Genomic DNA, 26,114 nt, shown 5'->3' with positions numbered 1-26,114 from the left:
TGAATCGAGGATGCAATGAGTCACGACAATGAACTGGTTGGACGCAGCGCCGTTGAGCTGCGCCGGATGATCGGTGCGAAAGAGATTTCGCCGGTCGAACTGCTCGACGCCTGCATTGCGCGTATCGAGGCGATCAATCCCGCAGTCAACGCAGTGACCGCGACGGACTTCCCGGCCGCGCGAGAAGCCGCGAAGCGCGCCGAAAAGCAGGTACTCGACGGCGAAGCGCTCGGCTTGCTGCACGGCTTGCCGGTCGGTGTCAAAGACCTCGAAAATACAGCAGGTCTGCTGACGACTTATGGCTCGCCCATGTCGCGCGGCAACGTTCCCACGCAAGACGTGGTGCTGGTGGAGCGCCTGCGCGCCGCCGGCGCGATCGTCACCGCGAAGACCAACGTGCCGGAGCTCGGCGCGGGCGCCAATACGCGCAATCCGGTATGGGGCGCAACGGGCAATCCATTCAACACCACGCTGAACGCCGGCGGCTCGTCTGGCGGTTCGGCCGCCGCGCTCGCGTGCGACATGCTGCCGGTCTGCACCGGCTCCGATACCGGCGGGTCCTTGCGGATTCCGGCTTCGAAATGCGGCGTGGTGGGCTTTCGACCGACGCCGGGCCTCGTGCCGAATTCGCGCAAACTGGTCGGCTGGACGCCGATCTCGGTGGTCGGGCCGTTGGGCCGCACCGTCGCCGAGGCCTGCCTGCAGCTCGCCGCGACCGCGGGCATCTCCGCGGGCGATCCACTCAGCTTCGCCGTCGATCCGCTGAGCTTCGCGCGGCCCGACGAGATCGACCTCGGCACGCTGCGAGTCGGTTGGACTGAAGACTTCGGCAGTTGCGACGTCGACGACGACATCCGCAAGGTGTTCCGCGAACGCATCGCGCTGATCGCGCCGTCGTTCCGTTCGTGCGAGCAGGTGAACTTCGATCTCGGCGACGTGCACCGCTGCTTCGATGTCATTCGCGCCGAGAGCTTCGTCGCCGGTCTGCACGATGCCTATACGCGCGACCCGAACCAGCTCGGTCCGAACACGCGCGCAAACTACGAACTGGGCGCGAGCATGAGTCTCGCCGACAGCGCCTGGGCACAGGCCGAGCAGACCCGCATCTTCAAACGCTTTCAGAGCGCGTTCGAACAGTACGACGTGATTCTCTCGCCGACCACGCCGGTTTCGCCGTTTCCCTGGCAGCAGTTATACGCGGCGCAGATCAGCGGGCACGAACAGGACAACTACTATCGCTGGCTCGCGCTGACCTACGTCGTCACGCTCACGACGCATCCCGCCGTGTCGCTGCCCTGCGGTGTCGATCATGCGGGCATGCCGTTCGGCTTGCAGATCGTCGGCCCGTTTCATGGCGATCGCAAGACGCTCGCCGTCGCGCACGCCATGGAACAGGTCTTCGATCAATCGCCGGTCTTGCGCCGGCCGCGTCCCGATCTGTCGAAGCTCACGCAGGCTGATCCGTCGCTGAAGTCGATCGTGACGGCACCGCCTCTCTTCAACGAGTCCGGCCCGAATGGTACCGGCATTTCAACGGTCTAAACACATGTCAAACCCAATCAAACGCCTGCGAACGAATGCGCGCATGAGCCAGGTGGTGATCGCCAACGGCGTGGTGCATCTGGCCGGTCAGGTGCCCGACACGGTCAACGCCTCCGTGACGGAACAGACCAACCAAGTCCTCGCGCGTATTGACACACTGCTCGAAGCCGCAGGCGTTGACCGTACGCGGCTGCTGTCGGCGAATATCTGGCTGAGCGATCCGAAGCACTTCGCCGAATTCAACGCGGTGTGGGACGCCTGGGTGCCTGCAGGCCATGCGCCGACCCGCGCCTGCGTCCAGGCGCTGCTGATGAAACCGGGTTGCGATGTCGAAGTCGCGGTGACGGCACTGTCGGCGTAATCGTCAGTCTGTGAGCTCATGAGCATGATGAAATTCGATACCGTCGTACTTGGCGCGGGCATCGTCGGCGTGTGCATCGCCGTCCATCTTCAGAAGCGCGGCCACCGGGTTGCGCTGGTCGACCGCAAGCTGCCTGGCAACGAGACATCGTTTGGCAACGCCGGGCTGATCCAGCGCGAGGGCGTGTATCCGTATGCGTTTCCGCGCGAACTCGGCACGTTGATGCGATACGCGCGCAACCGGTCGCCGGAGGTTCGATATCACGCCAACGCCATGCTCAAGGCCGCACCGTTCCTGTGGCAATACTGGCGCAATTCTCATCCGGTGAAGCATGCGGCGATCGCGAGGTCCTATTCGACGCTGATCGAACATTGCGTGAGCGAGCACCGCGCGTTAGCCACCGATGCCGGCGCGAGCGCATTATTGCGTCCGATCGGCTGGATGAAGGTGTTCCGCACCGAAGCGGTTCGCGACAGTGAAACGCGGCTTGCTGAGCAGTGGCATCGCGAATACGGCGTCGAATTCGAATCGCTCGACGCGGCGAATCTGCAACAGATGGAGCCCCATCTCGACCGCAGCCTGATCGGCGCGTTGCGCTACACGGCATCCGATTCCGTCAGTGACCCGAACGCGCTCGTCACAGCTTACGCAAAATACTTCCAGCGGATTGGCGGGCGTTGTTTCATCGGCGATGCGAATACGTTGCGCGACCATTGGCAGGTGGATACAGCGGCGGGCACCATCGTGGCATCGTCGGCGGTGGTCGCGTTGGGCCCGTGGTCGGATCAACTAAGTTCGCGGCTGGGCTATCGCCTGCCGCTCGGTACCAAGCGCGGGTATCACATGCATTATGGCGCGCAGCCAGGCGCGCGTCTGAATCATCCGGTCCTCGATGTCGAACGCGGTTACCTGCTGGCGCCGATGGCCAAAGGTATCCGATTGACGACAGGCGCCGAAATCGCGCGGCACGACGCACCGAAGACGCCCACCCAGCTTGCCGCCGTCGAGCCCACCGCTCGCACGCTGTTCCCGCTGGCCGGGCGTCTGGACGCCGAACCGTGGATGGGCCGCCGCCCATGTACGCCCGACATGATGCCGATCATCGGAGCAGCAGTTGACCACAAGGATTTGTGGTTCGCGTTTGGTCATGCCCATCACGGGCTGACGCTCGGTCCCGTGACAGGACGGCTGATCGCGGAGATGATGACCGGCGAGGAGACCCTTGTGGATACCCGGCCCTTCAGGGTGGACCGGTTTTAGCGGCCGTCGCTGCGTTGATTTCAGAGGACTCCGGACGGCGTTGTCAGGTCGGGTGACCCGTCGGATAAGATGGCGCGATGAAGAAATCGAAATCGCTCTATCACGGTTACCGTTTCCCGGCTGGTGTCATCAACTGCGCTGTTCGATGGTAATTCCGCTTCCAGTTGAGCCTGCGCGACATCGAGGAACTGCTTTTCGAGCGCGGCGTGATCGTGACCTACGAGACGATCCGATGCTGGTGCGATAAGTTGGCGCAGGCTTTGCTCGTCGGGTGAAAGCGGCGCGTCGCAAGGCAGGCGGCACATGGCACCTTGACGAGATGTTCGTGACGTTGCGGGGCTAGCCTTACCTGCTATGGCGCGCAGTGGACGAGCACGGCACCGAACTCGACATCCTGCTGCAAAAGCGGCGCGATAAGGCCGCGGCCAAGCGCTTCTTCAAGCGTGTGCTGCGCTCGTGCCCAGTGCCCCGCGAGATCATCACCGATCAGCTGCGCAGCTATCCGGCCGCCAAAGCTGAGATTCCAGAGCTGGCGAGCATAAAGCACGTGTTTGTCAAAGCGGCAGCCCGACTGAACAACCGGCAGAAAACAGAGTCACCAGCCGACACGCGAACGCGAGCGGTGCTTGCGCGGATTTCGCGACCCCAAGCGCATCCAGGCGTTTCTCCCGAGCTTCGGACCGATCCGGCAACACTTCGCGCTCAAGCGACATTTGCTGCGCGCGTCTCTCTATCGCAAACAGCTCTTCAGCGTCTTGACGCGTGGCATCGTTTCACCGAAATCACCCAAGGTCGGTCTGCTTTCTGAAAAGCTGTCGGGGTTTCACGTTAGCGCGTCGCACCTCGTCCAACGTGACAATGCCTACGTGGACTCTAACCCAGTTCCCCAAAAAAACGTTCAACCAGATCGGATTTGTCTAGTTGCGTTATCCACCATTCCAAAGCACGCCCTATTTTGTCTTCGCGCCAGGCCACGTAGCAATTTGTGTATTCACGCACGCCCACAACGCGTCGCACCACGAGTTTCCCTTCGCGTATCGGCCCTTCCGCTATGCGATCGGGCAGCATTCCGACAGCGATACCTTCGCACAATGCTTCAACCTTGGCCCCCAGTGTCGGGACGACAATTACGATCTGTCCGTCATGTTTGGCCACGGATTGAGGTTGCAATTGGCGAGAAGTGTCACTTATAACAACACCCCGGTATCTTGCGATCGCCCCGCTATCCAACGGCTCTGGGAAATCGGCGAGTGGATGGTCTGGTGCAACGACGAACACGTGACGGAGCGTGCCGATTGGCCGAGCTGCGATATTGGATGCATGCGGCGGCTCGCCAAATGCGCCCACGGCCAGGTCGGCGCGCTGGGTAACCAGCGCGTCCCATACCCCCCCAAGCACCTCGGTGGAAAGGCGCAACTGGGTAACCATCTCAAGATCGTAGAAGGCACGGACATGCGGCCACAACGATGCGGAAGGCAAGATCGCATCCAGGCATATTCGCAGCTCAGATTCCCAGCCGTCCTGTATCCCCTTCGTTTTGACTTCCAGATGTCGGGCGGCCTGCAGAAGCTGACGCCCTTCATTGACAAGAAAGCGACCAGCCTGCGTGAGTTTTGCTCGTCTGCCGCTGCGATCAAAAAGCTCGACATCCATGTCGCCTTCCAGTTTCTGCACGAGATACGTGAGCGACGAAGGGACGCGATGCAACGACTCGGCAGCTTCAGCGAATGTGCCGCTGCGGTCGATCGCGTCCAAAACCTCAAGAACTTCAAACGAAAGGCTTATCGCCATGGGGGCTCACGTCCTCAAGGTATTGCTAACGATTTACAGCGGCGCTTTCGCACTCTTAAGCATGCATCAGTTCGATCGGGTGCTGTTCAGGACAGAACTGATGCAGTCTTGGCAGCAAATATTCTTGGCTGCAAAGCCTCTGTCCATTGAATCGGCAAGGCCGGCAAAGCTGCGTGAGTCTAAGCCAATTTGCCACCGTTTGGATGCTGTTGCGGGAGTGCCGCTCACGGTACTCGACTGCTTCCATAAAGATCGGGTTCCCGTGCGATTGATGCTTGAAAGACCTTGCAATTCCAAGGTCCTCTTCTTCGCGATCCCCGGTGCCCATGCAAGGGAAATCGGCGATTTGCGACGCAAACGTCGTCTGCGGGCGGTCTAGCGCTTGCCGAGGAAATCAGCGACTGTGATCCGGACGGGCTGATGCGGCCGCGCCCGCATTTTTCTTTCCGCGACCGCAATAATGCGTTCGCGGCCATCTGCAAATGTTTTGAGCATGCGGACTTCGTCGGCACCCGGCGGCAGCCAGAAATGCTCTTCAAGTGCCTCACGTGAGATTACACACTTAGCAAAGCCGGTCCGTTCGGACAACGGGAAGGCAATTTTACTTCCGTCCGGGGACACGGTTGGCGCGAAATCAGAAGCTTCCATTCCATTCCTCGTGATTTCACCGGTGGACTTTTGGGTTGCTGTCGCTCGCTTGCAAATTTACCAGAACACGCGTGGCAGCCAGCTGCGATTGTCACCGCAGACTGCGGACTAAGGTGCGCGCTTGTGGTCACGAGCCCCGGGCTTTTATAGACTTGGCGTTGACGTTTGTGGATTATGAGTTTTTTCTTGACAGTTCATGTCGATCGAATGAAATTCAAAGTAGCGGCGCTCGGACACCGCACTGCCTTGCGCGCCGTGGTGGTATAAGACCGCATTCGAACTCAAGCACTCAGACGAGCGAATGCCGCTCGACCCAAATATCTCACCTCAGGGCAAAATCGCCATTTTGCGCAGATGCCCGGTTCAACGCATCGTAAACCGCAGCGGGCGACGGCCGACGCACGTTGCGAGATTCGGATTCAAGCTGGTTTTCACCACCCCGTGATGGCAGGTAAATAATGTTGCGTTCATATCGCATGGTGATCGTCTCCACTTCGCCTTCGTCGCAAAGCTTCTGCAGCGCATACGCGCGTGTGGATTCGTACAGCCAGTACAGAACGCGCGGCCCCTCCATTTGGACATTCAGAAGAGAGTTCGCGACAAGCGCGTCGATTCCCGCGATCGCACTGCCCAGGGAAAGCGTCGCGTCACATGCAACGGCGCCGAGCGCGTCTAGCGTAAAGAGACGATCGAATACCGCAATGCGCCTGAACAGAGTCCGTTCGCTATGACCGAGCAACGCATGGCTCCAGTCAAAGGTCGCACGCAGGCTCTGGTGGCGCAGCTGGGCAGTACGATATCCGCCGGTGAGAAACGCCATGCGGTCATCCAGACAACGCCGTGCGCCGTCGAGACCAAGGTCAGCAACGCGGGCAGCCGCCAGTTCAATCGCGAGCGGTATGCCATCCAGCCGTCGGCAAATTTCGCCGACAAGCTGAAGCTGCTGGCCGTCGGCGTCCACGGTCACCTGCATGGCGTTTGCACGCTGCAGGAACAGCCTGACCGCGGAATGCGCAAGGATATCGACTTGTGCGGCACTCGCCGGTGGCGTATCGAGCGGATCGACTTTGAATGTATGCTCGGGCGATATGCGCAACCGTTCCCTGCTGGTCACGACGACGCGCACGTGGTTATTTGCAGCGAGCAAGGCATCGACTATCTCCGCCACGTGCGCGATCAGATGTTCAGCATTATCGATAAGTAGCAGCCCGCGCAGATTCGAAAGCGCGCACGCGACGTCTTCCTTTGGGACCCCAGCGTCTCCAGTCGGCCGACCGCAGCCTGTCATAATGGCTTCGAGCATTCCGTCCCGCGTCGTCAGGCCCGATAGGTCGACGAAGTACGCGGGTTCGGCCGAGTCTTGTTCAGTTCGACGAGCGACCTCGAGCGAAAGCCGCGTCTTGCCGATCCCCCCGGTGCCCACGAGCGTTACCAGGCGCGAACTTTCGAGCATCGCGAGAATCCGCTGAACTGCCCTCTCCCGCCCGACCAACGCGATGTTCAACGGCGGTGGCAACCGGTGCGCGTCTCGCATCGACCCGCCCAGCCAGGAAGTGGGGGCCACGTCCGGTTTTCGCACGCAAAGCTGATACCCGCGCCCTGGCACTGTGAGGACAAGATTCCGGTCGGGACCGAGAATTTTGCGCAAGGCCGACAGCTGGACCTGGAGGTTGTTTTCTTCGACGATCGTTTGCGGCCACACCACGCTCAATAACTCGTCTTTGGTGACAAGACGGCCGCCAGCCGAAACAAGCACGGCCAGGATATCGAAGGCACGGGACCCAACGGGTATTGCGACGCCGTCTCGGCGCAGCTCCCGCGTTCCGAGGTCGACCTGAAACCGGCCCAGTTCCATCACGCCGGTAGCGAGGTTTAAAGTGCGATCGAAGGCTGCCATGTGAATGCTCGCGTGGGTCGAGGTGAAACGGAGTCTGTCGATCACAATCGCGCTTGACGTAGGCGAGTGCAGGAGTTGGCGTATGTCGCACCTGCCCAACCGTCACCGTGCGGCCGGGACCGAATATCGCGGCCTGCCGTCGTTGCCGCTCTCCTCGCGAGGATCGCCCGATCAAGTGCACTTACAATGTTGTGCCGAGTGTGCTCGCTTTATCTTTTTCGAAAAACTGGTCCATCAACGAAAGTATTTTGAAAAAAACTCAACAATGAAAGTCACCTTGGACGAGCTTCAGGCCTTTTCAGCCGTCGTAGATACGGGTTCGATGACAACGGCCGCGCGCCATCTAAACCTGACGGTGTCGGCCGTAAGTCGATTGCTGGGGCGCCTTGAGGAAAAGTTGAAAACGACACTGCTGCGCCGAAACACGCGCAAACTCGAGTTGACGGAGGAGGGACGGGTATTTCTTCAGCATGCCCGAGCGATCATCGACTCCGTCGAAAATGCAGAGGAACTGATGGTCGCGCAGCGCGAAATGCCTTCGGGGCGGCTGCGGATCGACGCCGCGGCACCATTCATGCTGCATGTGATCGTGCCACTTGTGCAGGGCTACCGGGAACGCTATCCGCATGTCACCCTGGAGCTCAACACCAACGACCGCATCATTGATCTGCTCGAAAGTCGTACCGATGTAGCGATCAGAATCGCTCGACTCAAGGATTCGACCCTGCACAGCAGGCTCGTAGGAAATAGCCGGATGCGCATTCTCGCGAGTCGCGGCTACCTCGAAAAGCATGGCCAGCCGCGCAACGCGGAAGAGCTGGGCAAGCATGTACTTCTGGGCTTCAATCAGCCAGAGTCGCTCAATGTCTGGCCGCTGTGTGGCGCTGATGGTGAGCCTTATCGTATCGAACCGGCCGCTTATTCCTCGAGCGGCGAGACGCTTCGGCAACTGGCGCTTCAGGGCGTTGGCATAGTCTGTCTATCGGACTTCATGACCGCGCAGGACCGTGAGTCCGGACGGCTCGTCCAGATTCTCACCCGGCAGACGAGCGATGTTCGCCAAACGATCCATGCTGTCTATTACCGCAATACGGCCCTGTCTTCGCGGATCGTTTCCTTCGTTGATTACCTGGTTGACGCCGTAGGTGTTGGTACACAGTCCCGGAACACGGTGTCGTGGGCGCAATGAGAGTAAAGCCAGCTCGAGTGTGCGCTGTTCGAATCGCGGCACGATTCGTACGATTCGTCGGCACCTGCGAATGGTGCGATTTTTCTGTTAGGCCTCTCGCCGTTGCAACAATCGCGAGCGCGGTCGTGCCCTGCAATTTCGGTGATTTGATAAAACGAACGGATCGCCGATTTAGTGACAGCAGAGCAGTTGCACGTCCGCTCACGATAGCTTACAGCCGTACGACACTGCGGCTGATGCAGTCTCCGGCAAGACGCGCCATGCCACCTGCGAAACGACATCGGCGAGCGGCGCGCTAGGCAATTGCCCGGTTGTTACCGGCGCGCCTCGCGGTCTCTACCTCGCGGACGGTGGGATCCGGCGTACCACACAGCGATGGCCCACTAGCAGATGCGACGCGATGACGCTGCGCAGCATCATCAACAGCAGCGTAGACAGCGCTGGTGGTAGAACACACCGCATGAGATCGTTTGGGCCATGCTGCGGGGTTTGCAATCACCGCACTGCAGCCGCTTCGCGCGCCCACGCCTCCAATCACGCCGCCATTCCTGACTTCAGGATAAAAAACTTGTGCCGGTTCACCGGTTTATCGCGTCTCCTCCAAAAACGATACTTCGCCTGAAGCTAGCCCATGGCTAGAAAAATATGGAGTGACGTCGATATGAACAGGAATTTCCCGACCAGGCGGATCGCCATGACGGCTGCGCTTGCCGCCTTGCCGACGGTCGCGCTCTTGCTGATGTCCGGCTGCAAGTCCGGCTGCAAGGCGCCCCCGGCGCCGCCCGCCGTGGTCATAAGCAAAGCCCGTGATGGAAGACGTCAAGGACGTCGACACCCATACCGGCCGTTTCGAAGCGGTCGACTCCGTCGAGATTCGCGCCCGCGTCAGCGGCTACCTCGAAACAATCGCGTTTCGCGACGGCGCAATCGTCAAGAAGAGCGATCTGCTATTCGTCATCGATCCACGTCCGTTCCAGGCATCGGTCACGCAGGCCGAGGGCGCGCTCGACAGAGCCCGCTCGCAACTGAAGCTGAGCCAGCAGGAGTTCGAACGCGCGAGCGTCCTGATCAAGACGGATACGATCGCGCAGAGCCTGTTCGATCAGCGCAGGCAGGCGGTGTAGAGCGCGCAGGCGGAAGTCACGAGCGCCGAGGGCGCGTTGGCGCGAGCGAAGCTGGATTTGTCATTCACGCGTATTAGCGCACCGATGTCGGGCAGAATCAGCCGCAAGCTCGTCAGCGAAGGCAAGTTGGTCAACGGCGGTGACAGCTGGACACGCGGCTGCATCTGTCGAAGGAAGTGCTGAGCGGCTCATGGGACGCACTATTGACTCGTCGCGCGGACCTGATCGTCGGTGCCGCGGGCGATCCAGCGTCCATTCCGCATCTGGTTGCGAACCCGATCGGCTCGCTGCGACATGTCTTCGTGGTGGCGCCGCATCATCCTCTCGCTTCGATCCCGGAACCGCTGACGTTTGATATCGTCGCGCGCCATCGTGTGGTGGCGATCGGCGATACGTCCCGCAAGCTGGCGCCCCGCACGATTGCGATCGGCGCCAATCAGGAAGTGCTGACCGTACCGACGCTCGAAGCCAAGCTCGCCGCACAGATCAAGGGCCTGGCCGCGGGCATCATTCCGGAATGTCTTGCAGCCGAGCCGTTGAGCCAGGGTGAGCTGGTGAGAAAAGAAGTACTCGGCATGCGCGACGTCACGCATTTCTATCTCGCCTGGCGCGACGATGAAACAGGAAAAGCCCTGCGTTGGTGGGTCGACCAGTTGGACCGGCCGGATCTGATCGACGAGGTTGCGCAACAGAGGATGTTGCACGGATGACTCTCGTCTAGCCGCGTTCCCTGAATGCTTCGGCGGCCGGGTCGTCGAACGCGGTTGCCGCAGCAGTCCGCCCGGCAACAGCGTCGTCACAAAAGTCAGGCGGGGTTTCTGCCGGGACGTCCGCCGGCTTGCCTGCTGCGGCCGCGATTTTCAGCAAATGGGTTGCGGCTTTGAAGTCGTCCCAATCGAGACCTTCGGTGAGCGTCGAGCATGCGGATTTCAACAGATCCGCGGCTTCCGCGCTTCGTCCTTGCGCGTGCCAGCACCGGCCGAGGCTGGTCGCGGCGCGCAATTGCAGCGAGCGGCAGCCTTGCATCAGGGATTCTTCGAGCGCCGCGCTCAGGCACGCCTCCCCGTCCCTCGCATCACCGGCGGATGGTGCATAGCCAGCATGCTCCATCAACAGCAGTTCGCCGTGCATGCGCCTGAGTTCGCCGGCATACCAATGGTCGCCGGCTTCGTCACACTGCGCCAGCACACGCACGATGGCGGCGATGCCCTCTTCCCGCTGTCCCGATCGGCCAAGCGCGAGGCTATATTGTCCGGCGAGCATGGCGCGCGGCGCACCGAACTCGAGCGAATCCAGCTCGTTCAACGCCGCGCGGAAAGCATGCAAACGTTCCAGCACCGCCTCGTCCAGCGAGCGCAGATATTCATCGAAGCAGCGGCAACACGCCTGCGACACACTCAGGCCGGCGCGCGCCGACACCTCCTGCAACACTGCGATCGCCTGGGCCGCCTGTTCCCGCTTGCCGGAGAGCAGCGTGAGCGGAACCAGCGCCTCGACCAGCACGTAACATGTGACGACGGCCTGCTCCTGATTGCACGCATCGACCACGCAATCCTCCGCGAGTTTCAGCGCCTGATCGCGGAAACCTTGCAGCCACAGCACGCGCGCGAGCGTGGCGCGGCCGACGATGCGCTGATCGACGGACTGTCCCAGGGGCAACCAGTGCTGCAGGCTATCGCTGTCCTGCAGCAGTTTTTCGAGCGACAACCGTGCCTGCTTCTGATCGCCTGCGTAGTGCGACGCGATTCCCAGCAACCGGTATCCGAGGGTCGCGCCGCTCGTGTCGCCCGTCTCCGAAGCGAGCGATGCAAAGCGCCTCGCGAACGCCAACGCGTTACGCGCCGCGCCGGACGATTGACAGACGTTCCACATGCCCCACAACGCACGGGCTTCAAACGCCGGGTCGCCAAGCGCGATCGCCGACGCGAGAATTTCGGACCAGATACCGATGGTTTCCCGGTTCGGTCCATTGACAAAGATCCGTGCGGCCCCGAGTGCCGCCAGCAGTTGCATACGCACGCGCAAATGCCGGGTCGAGTGCGAATCCTGATGGGTCGCGGCCACGGTATCGAGCACTCGTCGTGCCCATGCGCAACACTCGTCGACCAGCGATAATTCATAGAGAAGAAACACGACCTTCACGGCAAGCGTTTCGCCGAGCGCGGGGTCACCCTTCGGCGATAGAGCCCAACCCAGCGCCGCGCGCAAGTCGTCGAGCAACTCGCGCATGCGGTGATGCCATCGATCAGAGAGAGCGCCCACAGAGTCCGCACCGTTTGACGAATCGCGGTCGAGCAGGCTGGAGAAATACCACGCGTGATTGAGCGTGACGAGGCGCCGCTCGCCGTTATCCTCGAGCTTCTGCATCGCGTACGCACGCGTCGTTTCCAGCAGGCGGTAGCTGGCTATGCCACGCTCCACTCGCGTCACCACCAGCGATTTTTCGACCAGCCCGGATACCGCCGCGATCACATCGGGCTCGCGCAATGCGCCGTCGCCGGCAACAGCGATCGCTGCCTCCATCGTGAAGCTGTTGAAGAAGATGCCAAGCCTGCGCAACGTCGCCCGCTCAGCGTCGTCAAGCAGCGCGTGGCTCCAGTCAAGCGTCGCCTTCAAAGTCTGATGGCGCGGCAATGCGGTGCGATTGCCGCCGCTCAGCATATTGAAGCGGTCGTCCAGATGGTTTGCCAGCGTCTCGATGCCGAGTATCGCCGCACGCGCCGCCGCCAGTTCGATTGCCAGCGGTATGCCGTCGAGCCGGCGACATACCGTACCGGTCAGATACACGCTTCTTTCATCCGATGAAAAACGTGCATCGATTGCGCGCGCGCGTGACAGGAACAACTGCACGGCGCTGCATTGCAGTACGTCCTGGCACTGATCCTCTTGCACGGGCACCTGCAACGGGGCGACCCAATAGAGGCGTTCATCCACGACGCGCAGCGGCTCCCGGCTGGTCGCGAGAACACGTATAGCCGCACTCACGCCCAATAGCGTTTCTGCGAGCTCGGCGGCGGGCCCAAGAACATGTTCGCAATTGTCGAATATGAACAACGCGCACCGCTCGCTGAGTTCCTTGCTGACACGCGCGAGCGTATGCGGTCCGGATGCCGGATTCACGCCGAAGCTGGCCGCGAACATCGCGAGGACGCTGCTCGCATCACTGGCCGAAGCGAGCGATATCAGATAGACACCGTCCGGGAAGCGCGCCTGCACGCCGCGCGCGACCTCGATCGCCAGCCGGGTCTTGCCGATACCACCGGAGCCGATCAGCGTCACGAGACGGACCGAAGCCAGCGCCAGCGCGACGTCTTCCATCGCTTTGTCCCGTCCAATCAGCGCCGACGAATTGGACGGCAGGTTGTTGCAGACGATCCGGTCCTGCATGCAGTCATTGACGTTGTCGAGTTCATCGTCACGATCGGCCATGTTCTCGCTGGAAGGGGCCGTTGAGGGACTCGACTGTACGAGCCGGTAGCCTCGTCCAGACACGGTCTGGATCAGTCCGCGACTTTCCCCTAGCACCTTGCGAAGTGCGGACATATGCACCTGAAGGTTGTTCTCTTCAACGATCGTGTCCGGCCAGACGCGTTTGAGTAGTTCGTTTTTCGATACCAGCGCGCCGTTTGAAGCAATTAGCACTGCGAGCATGTCGAATGCGCGACTTCCAAGCCGCACAGTCTGGCCGTCGAGAAACAACTCCCGACGGGAGAGGTCCACCTGAAGCGGGCCAATGCGAATCATTTTCCTGAGTATCCAAGACGCAGCGGGTATAGGAAAAACTGAGGACTGACCGCTCAGTGTTGCGTTCTCAAAGTCTAGAACAACGGCGAAATGGCATGCGCGGAAAAAACTGAACGTACGGTTCAAAAAATTTGAACTAAGCATGCGCTCGAATCGATCTCGCACGTCCGGCGCCGTTAAGAAGGTTTCATGTTTTGCTAAAGACTTAATGCGCACCAGTCAATAGACTTTGCCGTCGCGATAGAGGTGGCCTCCGCCGATTGCGACATTCAACGGCGCCCGACCGGGACGCCATCATGCGAGCAACGACAGATGATTCACGAGATCGCTTACGCGCTGGTGCCGTTCTTCTTTTCGATGGCAACGGGCTATCTGGCGGGCAAGCTCACTCGGGGCGCCATGCCGTTGTCGTCGATCAACACCATGCTGGTCGACTACGCGCTGCCGTTCGCGCTGTTCCTGTACACAGCGAAGATGCAGCGCTCGAGCCTCGACAGCCACCTCGTGCTGATCCTTCTGCTGGTGGCGGTGATGCTGGTGCCGTACTTCGTGTCGCTCGCGTTGTCGCGTTTTCTTTTCAAGGCAGCACCGTCGAACGCGGCCGTCCGCGCGGTCACCATTGGTATGCCGAACTTTGCCGCGGTCGGTCTTCCACTTTTGCATAGCGTCTACGGTGAAGCGAGCGACTTGACCGTCGCGCTTGCAATCACGACCGCCTCGGTTGTGATGTCGCCGGCCGGGTTGATACTGCTCGAACGTGCAAAGACTCGCGATGGCGACGGCCCGCACTCGAATCTACTGGCAAAGGCGTTGATCACGACGTTCGTGAAGCCGATCGTGATCGCACCGCTTCTCGGCGTGCTGGTTTCGCTTGCGGGTTGGCAGTTGCCGGGGCTCATGGTGCAGTCGCTCAATATCATTGGAAGCACGACAGCGGGTCTGGCGTTGTTTTCGACCGGGTTGATACTGGCGTCACAACCCTTCCGGCTAGATAAGGAAGTATGGGTCGGCGTGGCGCTCAGCAATGTGATTCAACCGCTGATCGCATTTTTGCTGGTCGTGGTGTTCGCGCTGCCAAAGCCGATTTCCGGTCAGGCCATTTTGCTTTCGGCGATTCCATGTGGTTCGTTCGGCATTCTGTTCGGCCTGTCGTACGGCGTACAGGACACCCCATCGGGCACGACGCTGGTCGTCTCGAGCGTATTGTCGATTGTCACGCTGACTGGGACGATCTTCCTGCTCGGCTATCTTTGACTCGCGTTGCCAATGTTTTGCGGCCAGACGCCCTTGTCTGACTCGTCTTCCACTGCCGTCGGATCAAAAAAATCTGATTCTCGGCGGCAATGCGGCAAAACTCCTGAAGATCTAGCGCGAACCGCCCTTCATGCCATGGAGGGCATTCGCGCGATCACGGAAGCCAGAATCATCGCGTTGGCGTTCGCTGGAATCGCGCTGCGCACCCTCGGCTTATAGATGAAATCGTCGCGGTGGATGACCGCCCCGCTCAGCGCACAGCGCCCTTTTTTCCGGGCGCGGCAACTGATCCACACCTGGTCGGCGTAGCGGCAGCGTGTTGCATCCTGCCAGAGAACCGCGACCGACGTGACAGACAAACGCTCGATCACTTCGACCTGTATGTGCGGCGACGGCGCATACGCAGCGATGCCACGCACCGACCGCGTGAGGTACGCTTCACCCGCACCTTGATCGTGAAAGCCGGCCAGAAGCGCTTCGATCACATGATCCCACACGGGAGCACGGCTGCCGTTCATCACCGCAGCCACTTGCTCGCGCGGAGCGCAACACGATTCACGCCGGACTCGCGCGTCTTCCCAAGCAGCCTCAGCGCGTTGCTTCAGTTGGGTTTGGCTATGCATCATGCTTCTCCCGATCAACTGGCCGCGGATGACGCACCGCGACCTAAAACGTCACCCATCATGCGGCCGTAGCCTCAGAGCGTCTGACGGCCAATCAACTCCCAGTCCAGCCCTGCAGGAAATCCACCAGCAGTTCGTTGACCCGTTCCGGCTGCTCCTCCTGGGGCAAATGTCCGCAATGCGAGATCGGTTCGGCACGCAGATTGTTTGCCATGCCTTCCCAGACAGCCTTCATGTCGAACATGCCGCCCACCGCATAGAAGTCTTCACCCCACAGCGCCATAGTCGGGCACGCAATCTTCACGTCCGCGTCGACCAGATCCTGCGCGACGTCCTCCGAATTCGCGCGATAATCCGACATTGCGCCTCGCACTGCGCCAGGCCGCTTGTACGCTTTCACGTACGTATCGAAGTCCGCGCCTTCGATCGTGTGCGGGTTGTAGCACCAGTCGGCGAAGAAGTGATGCAGCCATGCGTCTTCCTTACCCGCGATCAGCGTTTCCGGCAGGTCCGCGACCAGATGGAACAGAAAAAACCAGTACGCACGCGCTGTTTGCGGATTCATATTTTGTGCGACCACCCGCGTCGGCACGTTATCCATCACGACGAGACGATCGACCCGTTCAGGATGATCCTTGGTCAGCCGCGTCGCCACGCGCGCGCCGCGGTCGTGCCCGACGAGGGCGACCTTGCCGATCCCTAGTTCGTCGAGCAGCCTGATGATATCCATCGCCATGTTCCGCTTGTCGTAGCCGGAACCGGGCTTGTCGGTTTCGCCATAGCCCCGCAGGTCCGGCGCGATGACCCGATAGTGCTGGGCCAGCACCGGAATCTGATAACGCCAGGCAAAGCTCGTCTCGGGGAAGCCGTGCAGGAGCACGACGACCGGGCCCTTACCGGCATCGAGGAAATGCTGCCGGATGCCGTTTGCACGCAGCGTGTGGTGAGTGATCACCGTCGCTTCAGTTGCCATTTTTCGTTCCCTGGAAGTGGTGAAAGGTGAAGTTGATGCCGGGGTCATTGACCGGGCGCGGCTTCGTAATTGACCGGCACCCAGTCATAGGTGGTGCCGTTCGCCCTGATGTGTCCCAGTCCCGGAAAAGCGATATGCGCTGCGCCGACGAGATAATGTTTTTTCGCCGCAAGCTCGAATGCGTAGTGGCGCGAGCGCTGCGCCGCGGCCGCGTCGGTGTCGTATTCGACCGATGCCCTCGGGTTCTGCAACTGGATCGACGCCACATGAACGATGTCGCCCCACACCAGCAGATCCTGCGACTCGCTCTCCACGAGAAACCCGGTGTGACCCGGCGTATGACCGGGCAATGCGATCGTGCGAATGCCCGGATCGAGTTCGACATCGCCGCTGAACGGCTTGAACCGGCCGGCCGCGACGTAGGGCGCGACGGATGCGATTGCAGCGTCGAAGAATGTGCTGAGGAAGGCGGGTGCCTTCGACTTGTTGGCCGGATTCAACCAGTAGTCGGCTTCAATCTGGCTTGTCCGTACGACCGCGTTCGGGAACGTCATGGCGCCGTTCGAAATGACGCCACCGACGTGATCCTTGTGCAGATGCGTCAGCAACACCTCATCGACCTGCTCGGGTTGATAGCCCGCCGAGCGCAAGTTCGCGAGCAGTTTTCCGCAACAGTCTCCATAGAGCACGCCTGCGCCGGTGTCGATAAGAATCAGCTTCGAACCGGTGTTGATCAGAAACGCGTTGATCGAGCCTTGAACGGGCGTTTGCAGAAAATCGCGCTGCAGGTCACGCACGATTTCAGCCTTCGGTACATCTTCAACCACGGTATCGATCGGAAACGGGTGCGTGCCGTCGAGCAGCGCTGTCACTTCAAAGCCGCCGAGCATGATCCGGTAAAAACCCGGCCCCTGCGTTTTGACCTGAGGCGCAGCGGCAAGCGCTGTGTCAGACCACACACACGCAAAGATACTCAAGACAACTACACACCATGCGTTGACATGGACTGCCCATTTGCTCTGACTCCGTTTCATCGTTCGTTCCCCGTCATTTGCCGTTTATATGCAAAAAAGCATAGCGTCGACACGTTCCACGCAGTTGCTAATTTTTATTAAACATCGTGAGCCGACGTTGTTGTCAGCTGGCTCAGGTAAGCATGGATCTGGCTCACAACCGCCGCACCGTCTCCCACAGCCGAGGCCACCCGTTTCGCGGATTCCGAGCGCACGTCGCCGACGGCAAACATGCCGGGCACGCTGGTTTCGAGCGGGTATCGCTCGCTTGTATCGGACAGACCCTGCACGCTGCGTGCGAACCCGGTGACGACAAAACCCCTGTTGTCGAGCTCCACGCCACTCGAAGCGAGCCAATCCGTCTTCGGGTCCGCGCCGATGAAGAGGAACAGATGACGCGACGCCACCACTTCGTCCCAATCATCGTCTTCACGGCGAATATGAACATGCGTGAGTCCGGCTTCGTCGCCGTCGAGGGATCGCAATGTGCAACCGGTGCAAAGCGTGACGTTGGGTAACGAGCCGATCCGGTCGATCAGATATTTCGACATGCTTGTGCACAGGTCCTTGCCGCGAATCAGCACGCGGATGCTGCGCGCGAAATTGGCGAGAAATACGACCGCCTGTCCGGCGGAGTTGCCCCCGCCTATCAGCACGATGTCCTGCCCTTTCACGAGCCTGGCTTCGATCGTCGACGCCCAGTAGTACGTGCCACGTCCTTCAAAACGCTCGAAACCCGGCACCGTCGGTCTCCGATAAGCGGCGCCACTGGCGACCACGACCGTCCGGGCACTGATCCGTTGTCCATCAAGAAGCGCCAACAGAAAGATTCCGTCCTGACGGCTCACGTCCTTGACCATACCGGGAATGGCCAGATGGGCGCCGAATTTCAACGCCTGCTGAAATGCCCGGGCGGCGAGTGCCTGGCCCGAAATGCCAGTGGGAAAACCCAGATAGTTTTCGATCCGCGAGCTGGCGCCGGCCTGACCGCCGGGGGCGCGCTGGTCGAAAACGGCGACCGACAAACCTTCCGTGGCCGCATAGACGGACGCAGCGAGCCCGGCCGGTCCGGCGCCGACGATAGCGACGTCATAAATATGCGATTGCTCGAATGTCGGCACCAGTCCGAGGCACGACGCGAGCTGCGCTTCGTCCGGCGCGCGCAGCACGTAACCGTTCGGGCAGAAGACAAGCGGAAAATCGTCGGGGCCGGTCGTCATCCCGCCCAGCAGCGTGATCGCTTCAGGATCGCTACGCGCGTCGATCACCATTGCGGGGTATGCGTTGCGGCGCAGGAACCCCTGAAGCCTGACAAGCCGCGCGTCATCGCCATTGCCGACAATGATCGGCCCCAGTCCTTGCTCGATCAATCCAAGCCGCCGTAGGATCAGCGCGCGCATGATGTGCTCGCCCAACTGAGCATCGGCGACGATCAGTGCCCGCAACCGTTCCGGCTCGAGCACGAGCGTCTCGGCATCCGTCAACGCCACGCCGTCGATTAACGCGGGCTTGCCGGACAGTTGCGCCATTTCGGCCATGAAATGGCCGTCATCATGCTCAGTAACGAGCGTCGATCGCCCGAAACTGTCACGCGAATAGATCCGCACGCGCCCATGCAACAAAACGAACAGACCCAGCGCCACCTGACCTGTTTCGAAGATCAGTTCGCCGGCCTTGAACAACATCGGCTTGGCGAAGCGTCGCAGGCTTCGAATCTCCGCAGCCGAAAGACGGGGGAACATCTGGTGCTGACGATATTCCAGCGAAGAAAACGGAATCTCGAGTTCCGACGGCGTGACGGCGTCGTCAGAAAAATCCGGGGTGCTCATACTTTCGACCTCATCCAAGACGTCAAGCTGATGACGGCACGCGAATACCGTGTCTACCAGCTGAATTTCATTTCAGCGCCAACGTAGTCGGCGTTGCGGGCGCCCAAATCACGCAGCGACGGTCCGACCTGGAAATGCACGGCTTCGAGCGCCGCAGCGAGATTGGCGGTGACCGCCCAGTCGGCGCGAAGCTGCGTATAGAAACCTGTCCAGGAACTGCCGTGCCCCGCCGTTCCCGGCACGACCGCGGCACCTTGCCCATACACGGCGTCCGCAGTGGTCTCGCGCCACTGAAGGCCCACGCCGGCCAACAGTGTCAGCTTGCTGTTTGGCTTGAGGATGAGCGTGGGCTTGATGTGGATCAGGTTCGTGTAGCCGGTATAGCCGGCCAGTGCGAAGTAGTAGCCATTCGGAAATAACGCATTGAATGTACCGATGCGGCCATCTCCTGGATGGCTGTCGCCAGATGCCGCATCCACCTGGATGCCAATACGCGGCGTCCACGGCACTGACGCCAGCGTGTACCCGGCGAGCGAACCCACCGCCCATGCACCGATCGTCTTGCTGCCGACATGGCCCGACTGATACATCGCCTCGACATCCCAGTCAATGTGATCGACATTGCCGGCATAGCGGGCATCGAATACGTCACGGTGCTCGTTGCCGGTCGCGTCGAGAAAATGCGCGTTGTTGCGGTTGTAGCGGGAGTAGTACGCGGACACATCGCCCGGCCCGACATCTTTGCGCTCCACGCGCACGCCACTGAAGGTCAGGTCGCGATTGGAGACATCATCGAAATCTGTGTTGTCACGATACTGAACCGGCTGTGTCGCGTAGGCGATCCAACGCCACGGACCTGTTTCATAGTCGGCCCAGATTGCGTCGAATGCCTGACGCACATTCGGGCCATCACGAACCGAGATGAATCGTTGCAAGTCGAATGCCATCTCCTGCCGCCCAACCCGGAACTTGAAGGTGCCGGGCCCAAGTGGCTCGGTGATAGCCACAAATGCCTGGCGCAAATCGAGCGGATTCTTATCGACAGGCGTAACACTATCCTTGCCGTAGGGGCGCGCGTCCTCAAGTTGCGTAAAGATTTGCACGTGGGGGCCGAGGTGGACGTCAGCGTGAACTTCCAGCCGTTGCAGCAGGTACGTGTCGTCGTGCCCCGAGCCGAGACCGAACAGCGGCGCATCGTTCATTTCCAGCCGCTCGCGCAGGACCATGCCCAGTGAGATATACGCGTCGGGATTGCCGAACAGCGGAATGTACTTCAGCGAATCGAAAGGCCGTTTCGGTACGCACGGATTGGCCAGCGCCGACCAGTTTTCCTGCCAGCGGTTGAACATCACCGCGGGACGCGCGCACGAAGCACTCGCGTCGGCTGCCGGAGCCGACGCAGCGACTGCGCCGCCCGTGGAGGAGGTATCGTCGGCACCGCCGATCGCGGTATCCGCCGCCGCAGCGGGCAGCGCGGCTGCCAGGCCGGTGCTGAGCAGCAAAGCACGAGCGGCCCGCAGCGCCGCGCACCGCCGCGGGTGCCTACGTACCTGCAGCGGCGTCAGTGCGGTCTCTTTACTGGCCATCGTGCACTTCGGCGATGTACCCGCCTGGGAATTCAACCATGCCCGTCTTGCCTGATCCGCTGCTGTACGGCTCATACAGCACGTTCGCGCCAGCCGCTTGTGCGCGCTGGAGCGTCTGGGCTACATCGTCAACGCCATAGCCAGTCGTTTCACGCCCGAACGGGAACGGCAGCTTGCCGTCCGTGACAAACACCACCATCCGGCCAAACCCCGAGTCGATGCGGATCTCCCGGATCGTTTCGCCCGGCCGGCCAATCACGCCCGCGTCCGCGCGCGGATTGTCCGAGACCACCTTGCCATGCGAAAAGTGCAGCCACCGGCGCACGAAGTTGTTTGCTTCATAGCGCGACACGTACACACGGTTGTCCGGCACGCTATGCAACGGTGCGTAGTTAGGCGCCTTCGTGTGCCAATACAATTGCATCGTCAAGCCGCCCGGCCATTGAATAACCGCGTCCTTGCCGATTGGATCATCGAACGAATCGACGAGAACGTCCGCACCCGAAGCTCGCGCAGCCTTCACCGCCTGATCGATATCGGTGACCAGATAGCCGGTTCGTTCATTGCCGAACGGGTACGGAATCGGCGTTTCGAAGCCGAACACCGAAAGCATGCCGACCGGAGTCTGCACATACTGCGACGCAGTCTTGCTCGGCGTGGGCGTGACCGTGAAAACAGCGCGCGGGGACGCTTTGCCACCGACCGTGGCAAGGAAGCTGGTGACGAACGCATCTAGATCGGCCGAGGCGACATACACGTGCGTGGTGTCGTACTGCGGACCAACCGATACGTTGGGCCCTTTCGCGGAGAGCGCGGTTTTTCCGGTCGGCACTTCCGGCGGGCCCGCATCGGCGAAGGCGGACGAAACAGAAGTCAATCCAATCAGTAGCGCGGCGGAGAGAATTGCGACTGGACAGAACCGATGAAGCGACTTGAACATTTGATTATCCATGAGTGTTAGCAATGTTTGAACGACCAACCTCTGTTCGAGGCCATGTCTGGTGTCTGGCGGGTGCCTTCGAAGCGATGTATTCGCGGCAAGCTATCCGCTTAAGTCCGCCATCGCCCTTCTCTTCCAGGCAAGAAACAGCAAAACGGCTACCGGCAATGCAATCGCGAGAAACGAAAAATTGACGTATGCCAGCGCGCCGCCGATCGCGCCGACGGCAAAGCCGCACATTGCCGCCAACGTCGAGTTGAGGCGCCCTCGAACCTGTTGCCCATGCCCGCCAGCGGCGCCCCTATGTATCAGTTCGATCACGTCGAGCACGATCTGCGTCACGTTTCCGGTCATCACCGTGTTCGGCAATCCCGTTACTTGCAGCAACCTGCCACGCGCGTTCTGCACGCCCATCGCCATTGTTCCCAGTACGCCGCACACCAGCACCATCGATGCATTCGGTGCCTCGATTGGTGTCGCGATCAAGCCTGTTACAAGGAAGGAAACGAGCAGCATTGCCTGAAGCAGATACAAGGCGCTCGCAGCGTCCGCCGAATGATTCCGCTCCAGAAACTTGAAAATCACGCTACTCAGCGCGATGCCGACTACAAAAGACGGAAACGCGAGCAGCTTTAGCAGCACACCCTGCCCCACGCCGGCAACTCCCGCGCCGATCAGTACGAAGTTGCCCGTCACATGCGCGGTGAAGAGTCCGAACAACGCAACGAACCCGACGGTGTCAACGTAGCCCGCTATCAGCGCAAGAATCGTGTCTTCGTGTTTATTCACGAACCATCCCCCGAAAGCAAAAGGCACGCGCCGGCGACATCAGCCGCCCTCTTTCGTCGCGCCCGGCGTCATCGGCTTTTGCGCCGCGGTACTCTTCATAGGCCCGGCGACCTCGACCGTCCGCGTCTGCGCGAAAAGCTGCGCCTTGACGACCGGTATGGCGTGCTCACCCAACACCATGCCGAGCAGCCCGGCCAGTGCGATCAGCGGTGGCGCCGGCGACTGCACCTTGAGTAGCCAATAGAGGAGCCCGACTGCGAAGCCGACTCCCAATGAAATGATGTAGCCCATGCTGATTGTCCTTTTGATAACTGCTACTTCGTCGCGCACGCCGTTAGCATCTGCTATTCGTACCCACCGCAAAGGCAGGCGCCAGTACTTCACGTCACCCCAGTTCAATTCGGCCAGTCCGATCCAAGCACCAGGCCGCAGAAATTCAACCTGCGATAGTTCGGGTCCCACCGATCCAGCACATCAGCGTTCACCGTGCCGAACGTCGTCTCCGGACGATGCACCATGCCGCGCGCATAGGCTTCGATCATCTTCTTCTTGAAACCGGATTCGCGGGGATAGGCTTGCACGATTTCGTCGCGCTGTTGTGCAGTGAATTCGTCGAAGCGGGCGCCGCGTACATCCATCTGCACCCCGGCGCAGATCAGCGCGACGAGCGGCGACATATGCTCAGGAATACCCGGCGTCGTATGTAGCGCGATCGCCTCCCATACCTGACCTATCGCGGACTCAGTGGCACCATGTTGGCGCAGGAATTCACGCGCTGCATTCGCGCCATCCACCTCAAACCGGTACGGAGAGCTCCAGTGCTGCACGTTCAAACCAACGTTGTGAAACATCGTGCCGACGTAAAGCAGCTCGGCGTCGAAAGTCAGCTTGCCGCGATACCCAGTCAGCGCGCCGAACAGAAAAGCCCTTAGCGCATGATGGAACATCAACTCACACTCCGTGCCCCGGATCTGATCGGTTGCTGCCCGGGCCATCACACTGTCGGGAATCTCGACTCCCGCAATGATTTTCTTCATGTCACTCCTCCGTGTCAGACATCCCCGTCCGGCAAGCATCAACCCGGGTGCCGGACGGGCATCGCAACCGGGCGACGCCTAAGCCTGTGCGAAGTCCAGGAGATCCTGGTTGAGCCGGTCTTTGTGCGAGAAGTAAAGCGCATGCGGTGCGCCCTCATAGACCAGCAGCTTCGCGTCCTTGATCAGCGCGGCAGCTGCCTTTCCGGTTACGTCGAAGTTCACGACTGCGTCCCCGTCACCGTGCACCACCAACGTGGGTACATCGAATTTCGCAAGGTCCGGCCTGAAGTCGGTCTCGGAGAAAGCTGCCACGCAGTCGTAGGTTCCTTTCAGGCCGCCCTGAAGCCCCAGCGACAAAGTCCAGTCGAGCATCTGCTTCGTTACGTTCGAGCCTTCCTGATCGCTGCCCATGAAGAGCGGGCCGAAGTCGTCGAGGAATTTGGGCCGGTCGTTCAGCAGTCCCGCACGAATGCCGTCGAAGATGGCCGGGTCCATTCCTTCCGGATGATCCTCCCGGCGAATCATCAAAGGCGTCACGGCGCTGAGCAGAATTGCCTTCGCGATGCGCCGCGTGCCGAAGCGGCCGATATAACGTGCCACTTCGCCACCACCCATCGAAAACCCGCCGAGAATCACGTCCCTGAGATCGAGCGCCTCGATCAACTCATTGACGTCGGCGGCAAACGTGTCGTAGTCATATCCCGACCACGGCTGCGCGGAACGTCCAAAGCCGCGGCGATCATAGGCGATGACACGAAAACCGTTGTCGGCGAGAAACTTCATCTGGTATTCCCACATGTCGGCGTTCAACGGCCAACCATGGCTCAGAACAATCGGCTGGCCCGTGCCCCAGTCCTTGTAGTAAAGCTGGGTGCCGTCGGATGTGGTGAAAGTACTCACGTGAGACTCCATGGTCAATGGTGTTGGATCGATTCGGCGGAACGCTTAGCAACTGTTCGAAACAGCGTAGCGAATAAATCAATTAAAGACTTTGTCGGATTCTTAAAAACCCTTAAGAAGCGCCGCGGTCCTGTGTGTCGGCTCAAATCGTGAGTTCATGGAATCGCCGTACGCCGTCGCGAATCCATTGCAGCAAACCGCCTGACGTCTCGTCCACATTCGCCGGCGATTCAAGCAGCATTTTTTCGGTTGCGTGATGTTCCGAAAGCAAACGGCACATCTCCGTGGCCACTTCGGGGCGTCGCGCGAGAATCGGCGTCAATGCGACCTTGTCCAGCCGGAAAACGGTGGCGCGAGTCAGCGCTCGAACGATCACATCCGTCCTGACGCCGGCCAGAATGCCTGACTGTCCTATCGAATCGCCAGGCACCAGCCTCCGCAGTTCGATCTCACCGCCATCCTTCGGTACGCTCACTTTTGCGACGCCTTGCGCGAGAATATGAAGCTCGTGGCCGTTCTCATCGGCCGCGGCGTAAATGGTCTCGGCTACATCGAATTCGTGCTGCGTCAGCTTCGCGTTAAGCTCCAGTACTTCGTCGTCCTCGAGTGTCTTGAAGATCATGACGTTGCGAAGCAATCGGTGCCTCTGATCTGCCGCGTCGGTAGCCGGCTCGGGTACGGACAAGGGATACAACACGACTCCACGCGAGACCAGATGCCGGTACGCGAGATCGAACAGTTCGTTGCGCACATCGGTCTTTTTGCTCAGTGCGTCGACGTAGCAGACGATCTCGTACTCGATCGAGTCGCTCGTGGCACGGCGCACACTCACGAGCGGCTTAGGCTCGCTCAAGACATTTTCTGAGCTGGCGGCAGCGTTGGCGAGCGCCTCCAGCACGATTGCCGGCCGGATCGATGGTTTGACCGGTAGCACCACACTGATACCGTGTGTATGCGCCGGTTTATTCGCGTTGACGATATTGGTGCGCGCCGCCACGCTATTGGGGATCACGACGATGTTGCCCCGCCCGTTCAGCAGACTGGTCGCGCGCCAGTTGCTCTCAATGACTTTCCCTTCGACATCGCCGATCGTGACCCAATCTCCAATGTGAAAGGGCTGAGTAGCGTTCAGGACCACACCGGAAAACACGTCGTTGAGCGTGCTCTGAATCGCAAGGCCCAGCACGACCGCGAGCGCCCCGGAGGTTGCGAGCAGGCCGCGCACAGGCAGTTGCAACACAAAAGCAATAGCTCCGACCGCTGCAGCCAGAAAGACAAGCGCGCCGAGCACATCCTGAAACAGACGCTCCTTGTGCCACGTCTCGGGTAGCACGGCACGATCCAGCATGACGGTCACGAGGCGCGCGCCCTGTAGCCACCACACCACCTCCAGCACTTGCGCGAGCAGATGGCGCAGCGGCTCGGATTCCCAGGGCGCCGCGCGCAGCGGATTCATGCCAGAACTGAACAGCACGTAGGTCGACAAACCAAACAGGAGCGCCCGGAACGCCAGACGCACCTGCTCGCTCGTGCGGTCCATGAAACGCCAGGCGAGGAAATCGAGAACCAGTATGCCTATGCCAAACAACACTCCGTCAGTCAGGGTCGGCATGG

Annotated in this window: 23 protein-coding genes and 2 pseudogenes; 9 read left to right on the top strand and 16 right to left on the bottom strand. The window is 60.5% G+C overall.

Annotated elements, in window-relative coordinates:
* Nucleotides 1-15 precede the first annotated feature (15 nt).
* The 4 genes and pseudogenes from PQR42_RS01140 to PQR42_RS01125 all read left to right on the top strand — a co-directional run bounded on the left by PQR42_RS01140 (nucleotide 16) and on the right by PQR42_RS01125 (nucleotide 3,971).
* Nucleotides 16-1,542 (top strand): amidase, encoded by a 1,527-nt coding sequence (locus PQR42_RS01140; RefSeq protein WP_408441650.1) that lies wholly within the window; start codon nucleotides 16-18, stop codon nucleotides 1,540-1,542.
* 4 nt (nucleotides 1,543-1,546) lie between these two features.
* The gene (locus PQR42_RS01135) at nucleotides 1,547-1,903 is read left to right on the top strand and encodes a RidA family protein (RefSeq protein WP_408384860.1); all 357 of its coding nucleotides are present in this window, start codon (nucleotides 1,547-1,549) and stop codon (nucleotides 1,901-1,903) included.
* Nucleotides 1,904-1,930: 27 nt separating this feature from the next.
* Nucleotides 1,931-3,163, top strand: a complete 1,233-nt coding sequence (locus PQR42_RS01130; protein ID WP_408209807.1) for an NAD(P)/FAD-dependent oxidoreductase — start codon at nucleotides 1,931-1,933, stop codon at nucleotides 3,161-3,163.
* Between the two features lie 77 nt (nucleotides 3,164-3,240).
* Nucleotides 3,241-3,971, top strand: a pseudogene (locus PQR42_RS01125) (IS6 family transposase).
* Nucleotides 3,972-4,036: 65 nt separating this feature from the next.
* On the opposite strand, the gene PQR42_RS01120 reads toward PQR42_RS01125, so the two are convergent.
* On the bottom strand, nucleotides 4,037-4,954 hold the full coding sequence (locus PQR42_RS01120; protein WP_408209553.1) for a LysR family transcriptional regulator: 918 nt from the start codon (nucleotides 4,952-4,954) through the stop codon (nucleotides 4,037-4,039).
* 61 nt (nucleotides 4,955-5,015) lie between these two features.
* On the opposite strand from PQR42_RS01120, the gene PQR42_RS01115 reads away from it, so the two are divergent.
* A complete protein-coding gene (locus tag PQR42_RS01115; protein ID WP_408384862.1) occupies nucleotides 5,016-5,333 on the top strand; it encodes a hypothetical protein in 318 nt (105 codons plus the stop codon).
* On the opposite strand, the gene PQR42_RS01110 is transcribed toward PQR42_RS01115, so the two are convergent.
* Both PQR42_RS01110 and PQR42_RS01105 read right to left on the bottom strand, forming a co-directional pair.
* Nucleotides 5,330-5,602 carry a DUF1488 family protein gene (locus PQR42_RS01110; protein ID WP_408384864.1) on the bottom strand — a complete coding sequence of 91 codons (273 nt, stop codon included), beginning with the start codon at nucleotides 5,600-5,602 and terminating at the stop codon, nucleotides 5,330-5,332. The genes PQR42_RS01115 and PQR42_RS01110 overlap by 4 nt on opposite strands.
* Nucleotides 5,603-5,924: 322 nt before the next feature.
* Entirely contained in the window at nucleotides 5,925-7,499 is a 1,575-nt protein-coding gene (locus PQR42_RS01105; protein ID WP_408384865.1) for an ATP-binding protein, read from the bottom strand.
* Nucleotides 7,500-7,764: 265 nt separating this feature from the next.
* Here PQR42_RS01105 and PQR42_RS01100 point away from each other — a divergent pair, with 265 nt between their 5' ends.
* Nucleotides 7,765-8,688 (top strand): LysR substrate-binding domain-containing protein, encoded by a 924-nt coding sequence (locus PQR42_RS01100; RefSeq protein ID WP_408385160.1) that lies wholly within the window; start codon nucleotides 7,765-7,767, stop codon nucleotides 8,686-8,688.
* Between the two features lie 624 nt (nucleotides 8,689-9,312).
* On the opposite strand, the gene PQR42_RS01095 is transcribed toward PQR42_RS01100, so the two are convergent.
* Nucleotides 9,313-9,483, bottom strand: a complete 171-nt coding sequence (locus tag PQR42_RS01095; protein WP_408209564.1) for a hypothetical protein — start codon at nucleotides 9,481-9,483, stop codon at nucleotides 9,313-9,315.
* A 14-nt stretch (nucleotides 9,484-9,497) separates the two neighbouring features.
* Between PQR42_RS01095 and PQR42_RS01090 the strand changes: the two genes are divergently transcribed.
* Both PQR42_RS01090 and PQR42_RS01085 read left to right on the top strand, forming a co-directional pair.
* Nucleotides 9,498-9,812, top strand: coding sequence for an efflux RND transporter periplasmic adaptor subunit (locus PQR42_RS01090; RefSeq protein WP_408209567.1), 315 nt, complete (start codon nucleotides 9,498-9,500; stop codon nucleotides 9,810-9,812).
* 143 nt (nucleotides 9,813-9,955) lie between these two features.
* A pseudogene (locus PQR42_RS01085) lies at nucleotides 9,956-10,522 on the top strand (LysR substrate-binding domain-containing protein); the annotation flags it as partial.
* A 7-nt stretch (nucleotides 10,523-10,529) separates the two neighbouring features.
* Here the strand turns inward: PQR42_RS01085 and PQR42_RS01080 are convergent.
* Entirely contained in the window at nucleotides 10,530-13,556 is a 3,027-nt protein-coding gene (locus tag PQR42_RS01080; RefSeq protein ID WP_408384867.1) for an ATP-binding protein, read from the bottom strand.
* A 312-nt stretch (nucleotides 13,557-13,868) separates the two neighbouring features.
* Between PQR42_RS01080 and PQR42_RS01075 the strand changes: the two genes are divergently transcribed.
* Nucleotides 13,869-14,810, top strand: coding sequence for an AEC family transporter (locus tag PQR42_RS01075; protein ID WP_408384870.1), 942 nt, complete (start codon nucleotides 13,869-13,871; stop codon nucleotides 14,808-14,810).
* 128 nt (nucleotides 14,811-14,938) lie between these two features.
* On the opposite strand, the gene PQR42_RS01070 is transcribed toward PQR42_RS01075, so the two are convergent.
* The 11 genes from PQR42_RS01070 to PQR42_RS01020 all read right to left on the bottom strand — a co-directional run bounded on the left by PQR42_RS01070 (nucleotide 14,939) and on the right by PQR42_RS01020 (nucleotide 26,112).
* The gene (locus tag PQR42_RS01070; protein WP_408384872.1) at nucleotides 14,939-15,340 is read right to left on the bottom strand and encodes a DUF3331 domain-containing protein; all 402 of its coding nucleotides are present in this window, start codon (nucleotides 15,338-15,340) and stop codon (nucleotides 14,939-14,941) included.
* 187 nt (nucleotides 15,341-15,527) lie between these two features.
* The gene (locus PQR42_RS01065) at nucleotides 15,528-16,406 is read right to left on the bottom strand and encodes an alpha/beta fold hydrolase (protein ID WP_408209579.1); all 879 of its coding nucleotides are present in this window, start codon (nucleotides 16,404-16,406) and stop codon (nucleotides 15,528-15,530) included.
* Nucleotides 16,407-16,450: 44 nt separating this feature from the next.
* Nucleotides 16,451-17,440: an MBL fold metallo-hydrolase gene (locus tag PQR42_RS01060; RefSeq protein WP_408493539.1), complete on the bottom strand. Its 990-nt coding sequence runs from the start codon at nucleotides 17,438-17,440 to the stop codon at nucleotides 16,451-16,453.
* A 77-nt stretch (nucleotides 17,441-17,517) separates the two neighbouring features.
* A complete protein-coding gene (locus PQR42_RS01055) occupies nucleotides 17,518-19,248 on the bottom strand; it encodes an FAD-dependent oxidoreductase (RefSeq protein ID WP_408384876.1) in 1,731 nt (576 codons plus the stop codon).
* Between the two features lie 53 nt (nucleotides 19,249-19,301).
* Entirely contained in the window at nucleotides 19,302-20,834 is a 1,533-nt protein-coding gene (locus PQR42_RS01050) for an alginate export family protein (protein WP_408384878.1), read from the bottom strand.
* Nucleotides 20,824-21,774, bottom strand: a complete 951-nt coding sequence (locus PQR42_RS01045; RefSeq protein WP_408493538.1) for a VOC family protein — start codon at nucleotides 21,772-21,774, stop codon at nucleotides 20,824-20,826. Before PQR42_RS01045 ends, PQR42_RS01050 begins: the two co-directional genes overlap by 11 nt.
* 102 nt (nucleotides 21,775-21,876) lie before the next feature.
* Entirely contained in the window at nucleotides 21,877-22,563 is a 687-nt protein-coding gene (locus PQR42_RS01040; protein WP_408209593.1) for a YoaK family protein, read from the bottom strand.
* Between the two features lie 39 nt (nucleotides 22,564-22,602).
* Nucleotides 22,603-22,854, bottom strand: a complete 252-nt coding sequence (locus tag PQR42_RS01035; protein ID WP_408384880.1) for a DUF1427 family protein — start codon at nucleotides 22,852-22,854, stop codon at nucleotides 22,603-22,605.
* A gap of 104 nt (nucleotides 22,855-22,958) precedes the next feature.
* Nucleotides 22,959-23,600, bottom strand: a complete 642-nt coding sequence (locus PQR42_RS01030; protein WP_408385162.1) for an HD domain-containing protein — start codon at nucleotides 23,598-23,600, stop codon at nucleotides 22,959-22,961.
* 78 nt (nucleotides 23,601-23,678) lie between these two features.
* On the bottom strand, nucleotides 23,679-24,500 hold the full coding sequence (locus PQR42_RS01025; protein ID WP_408384882.1) for an alpha/beta fold hydrolase: 822 nt from the start codon (nucleotides 24,498-24,500) through the stop codon (nucleotides 23,679-23,681).
* Nucleotides 24,501-24,642: 142 nt separating this feature from the next.
* Nucleotides 24,643-26,112, bottom strand: a complete 1,470-nt coding sequence (locus PQR42_RS01020) for a mechanosensitive ion channel domain-containing protein (protein WP_408384885.1) — start codon at nucleotides 26,110-26,112, stop codon at nucleotides 24,643-24,645.
* Nucleotides 26,113-26,114 lie beyond the last annotated feature (2 nt).

Origin of the sequence: Paraburkholderia sediminicola (assembly GCF_046027355.1) — a bacterium.
Taxonomy (GTDB): domain Bacteria; phylum Pseudomonadota; class Gammaproteobacteria; order Burkholderiales; family Burkholderiaceae; genus Paraburkholderia; species Paraburkholderia sediminicola_B.
This window is presented reverse-complemented; position numbering and strand designations above follow the sequence as displayed.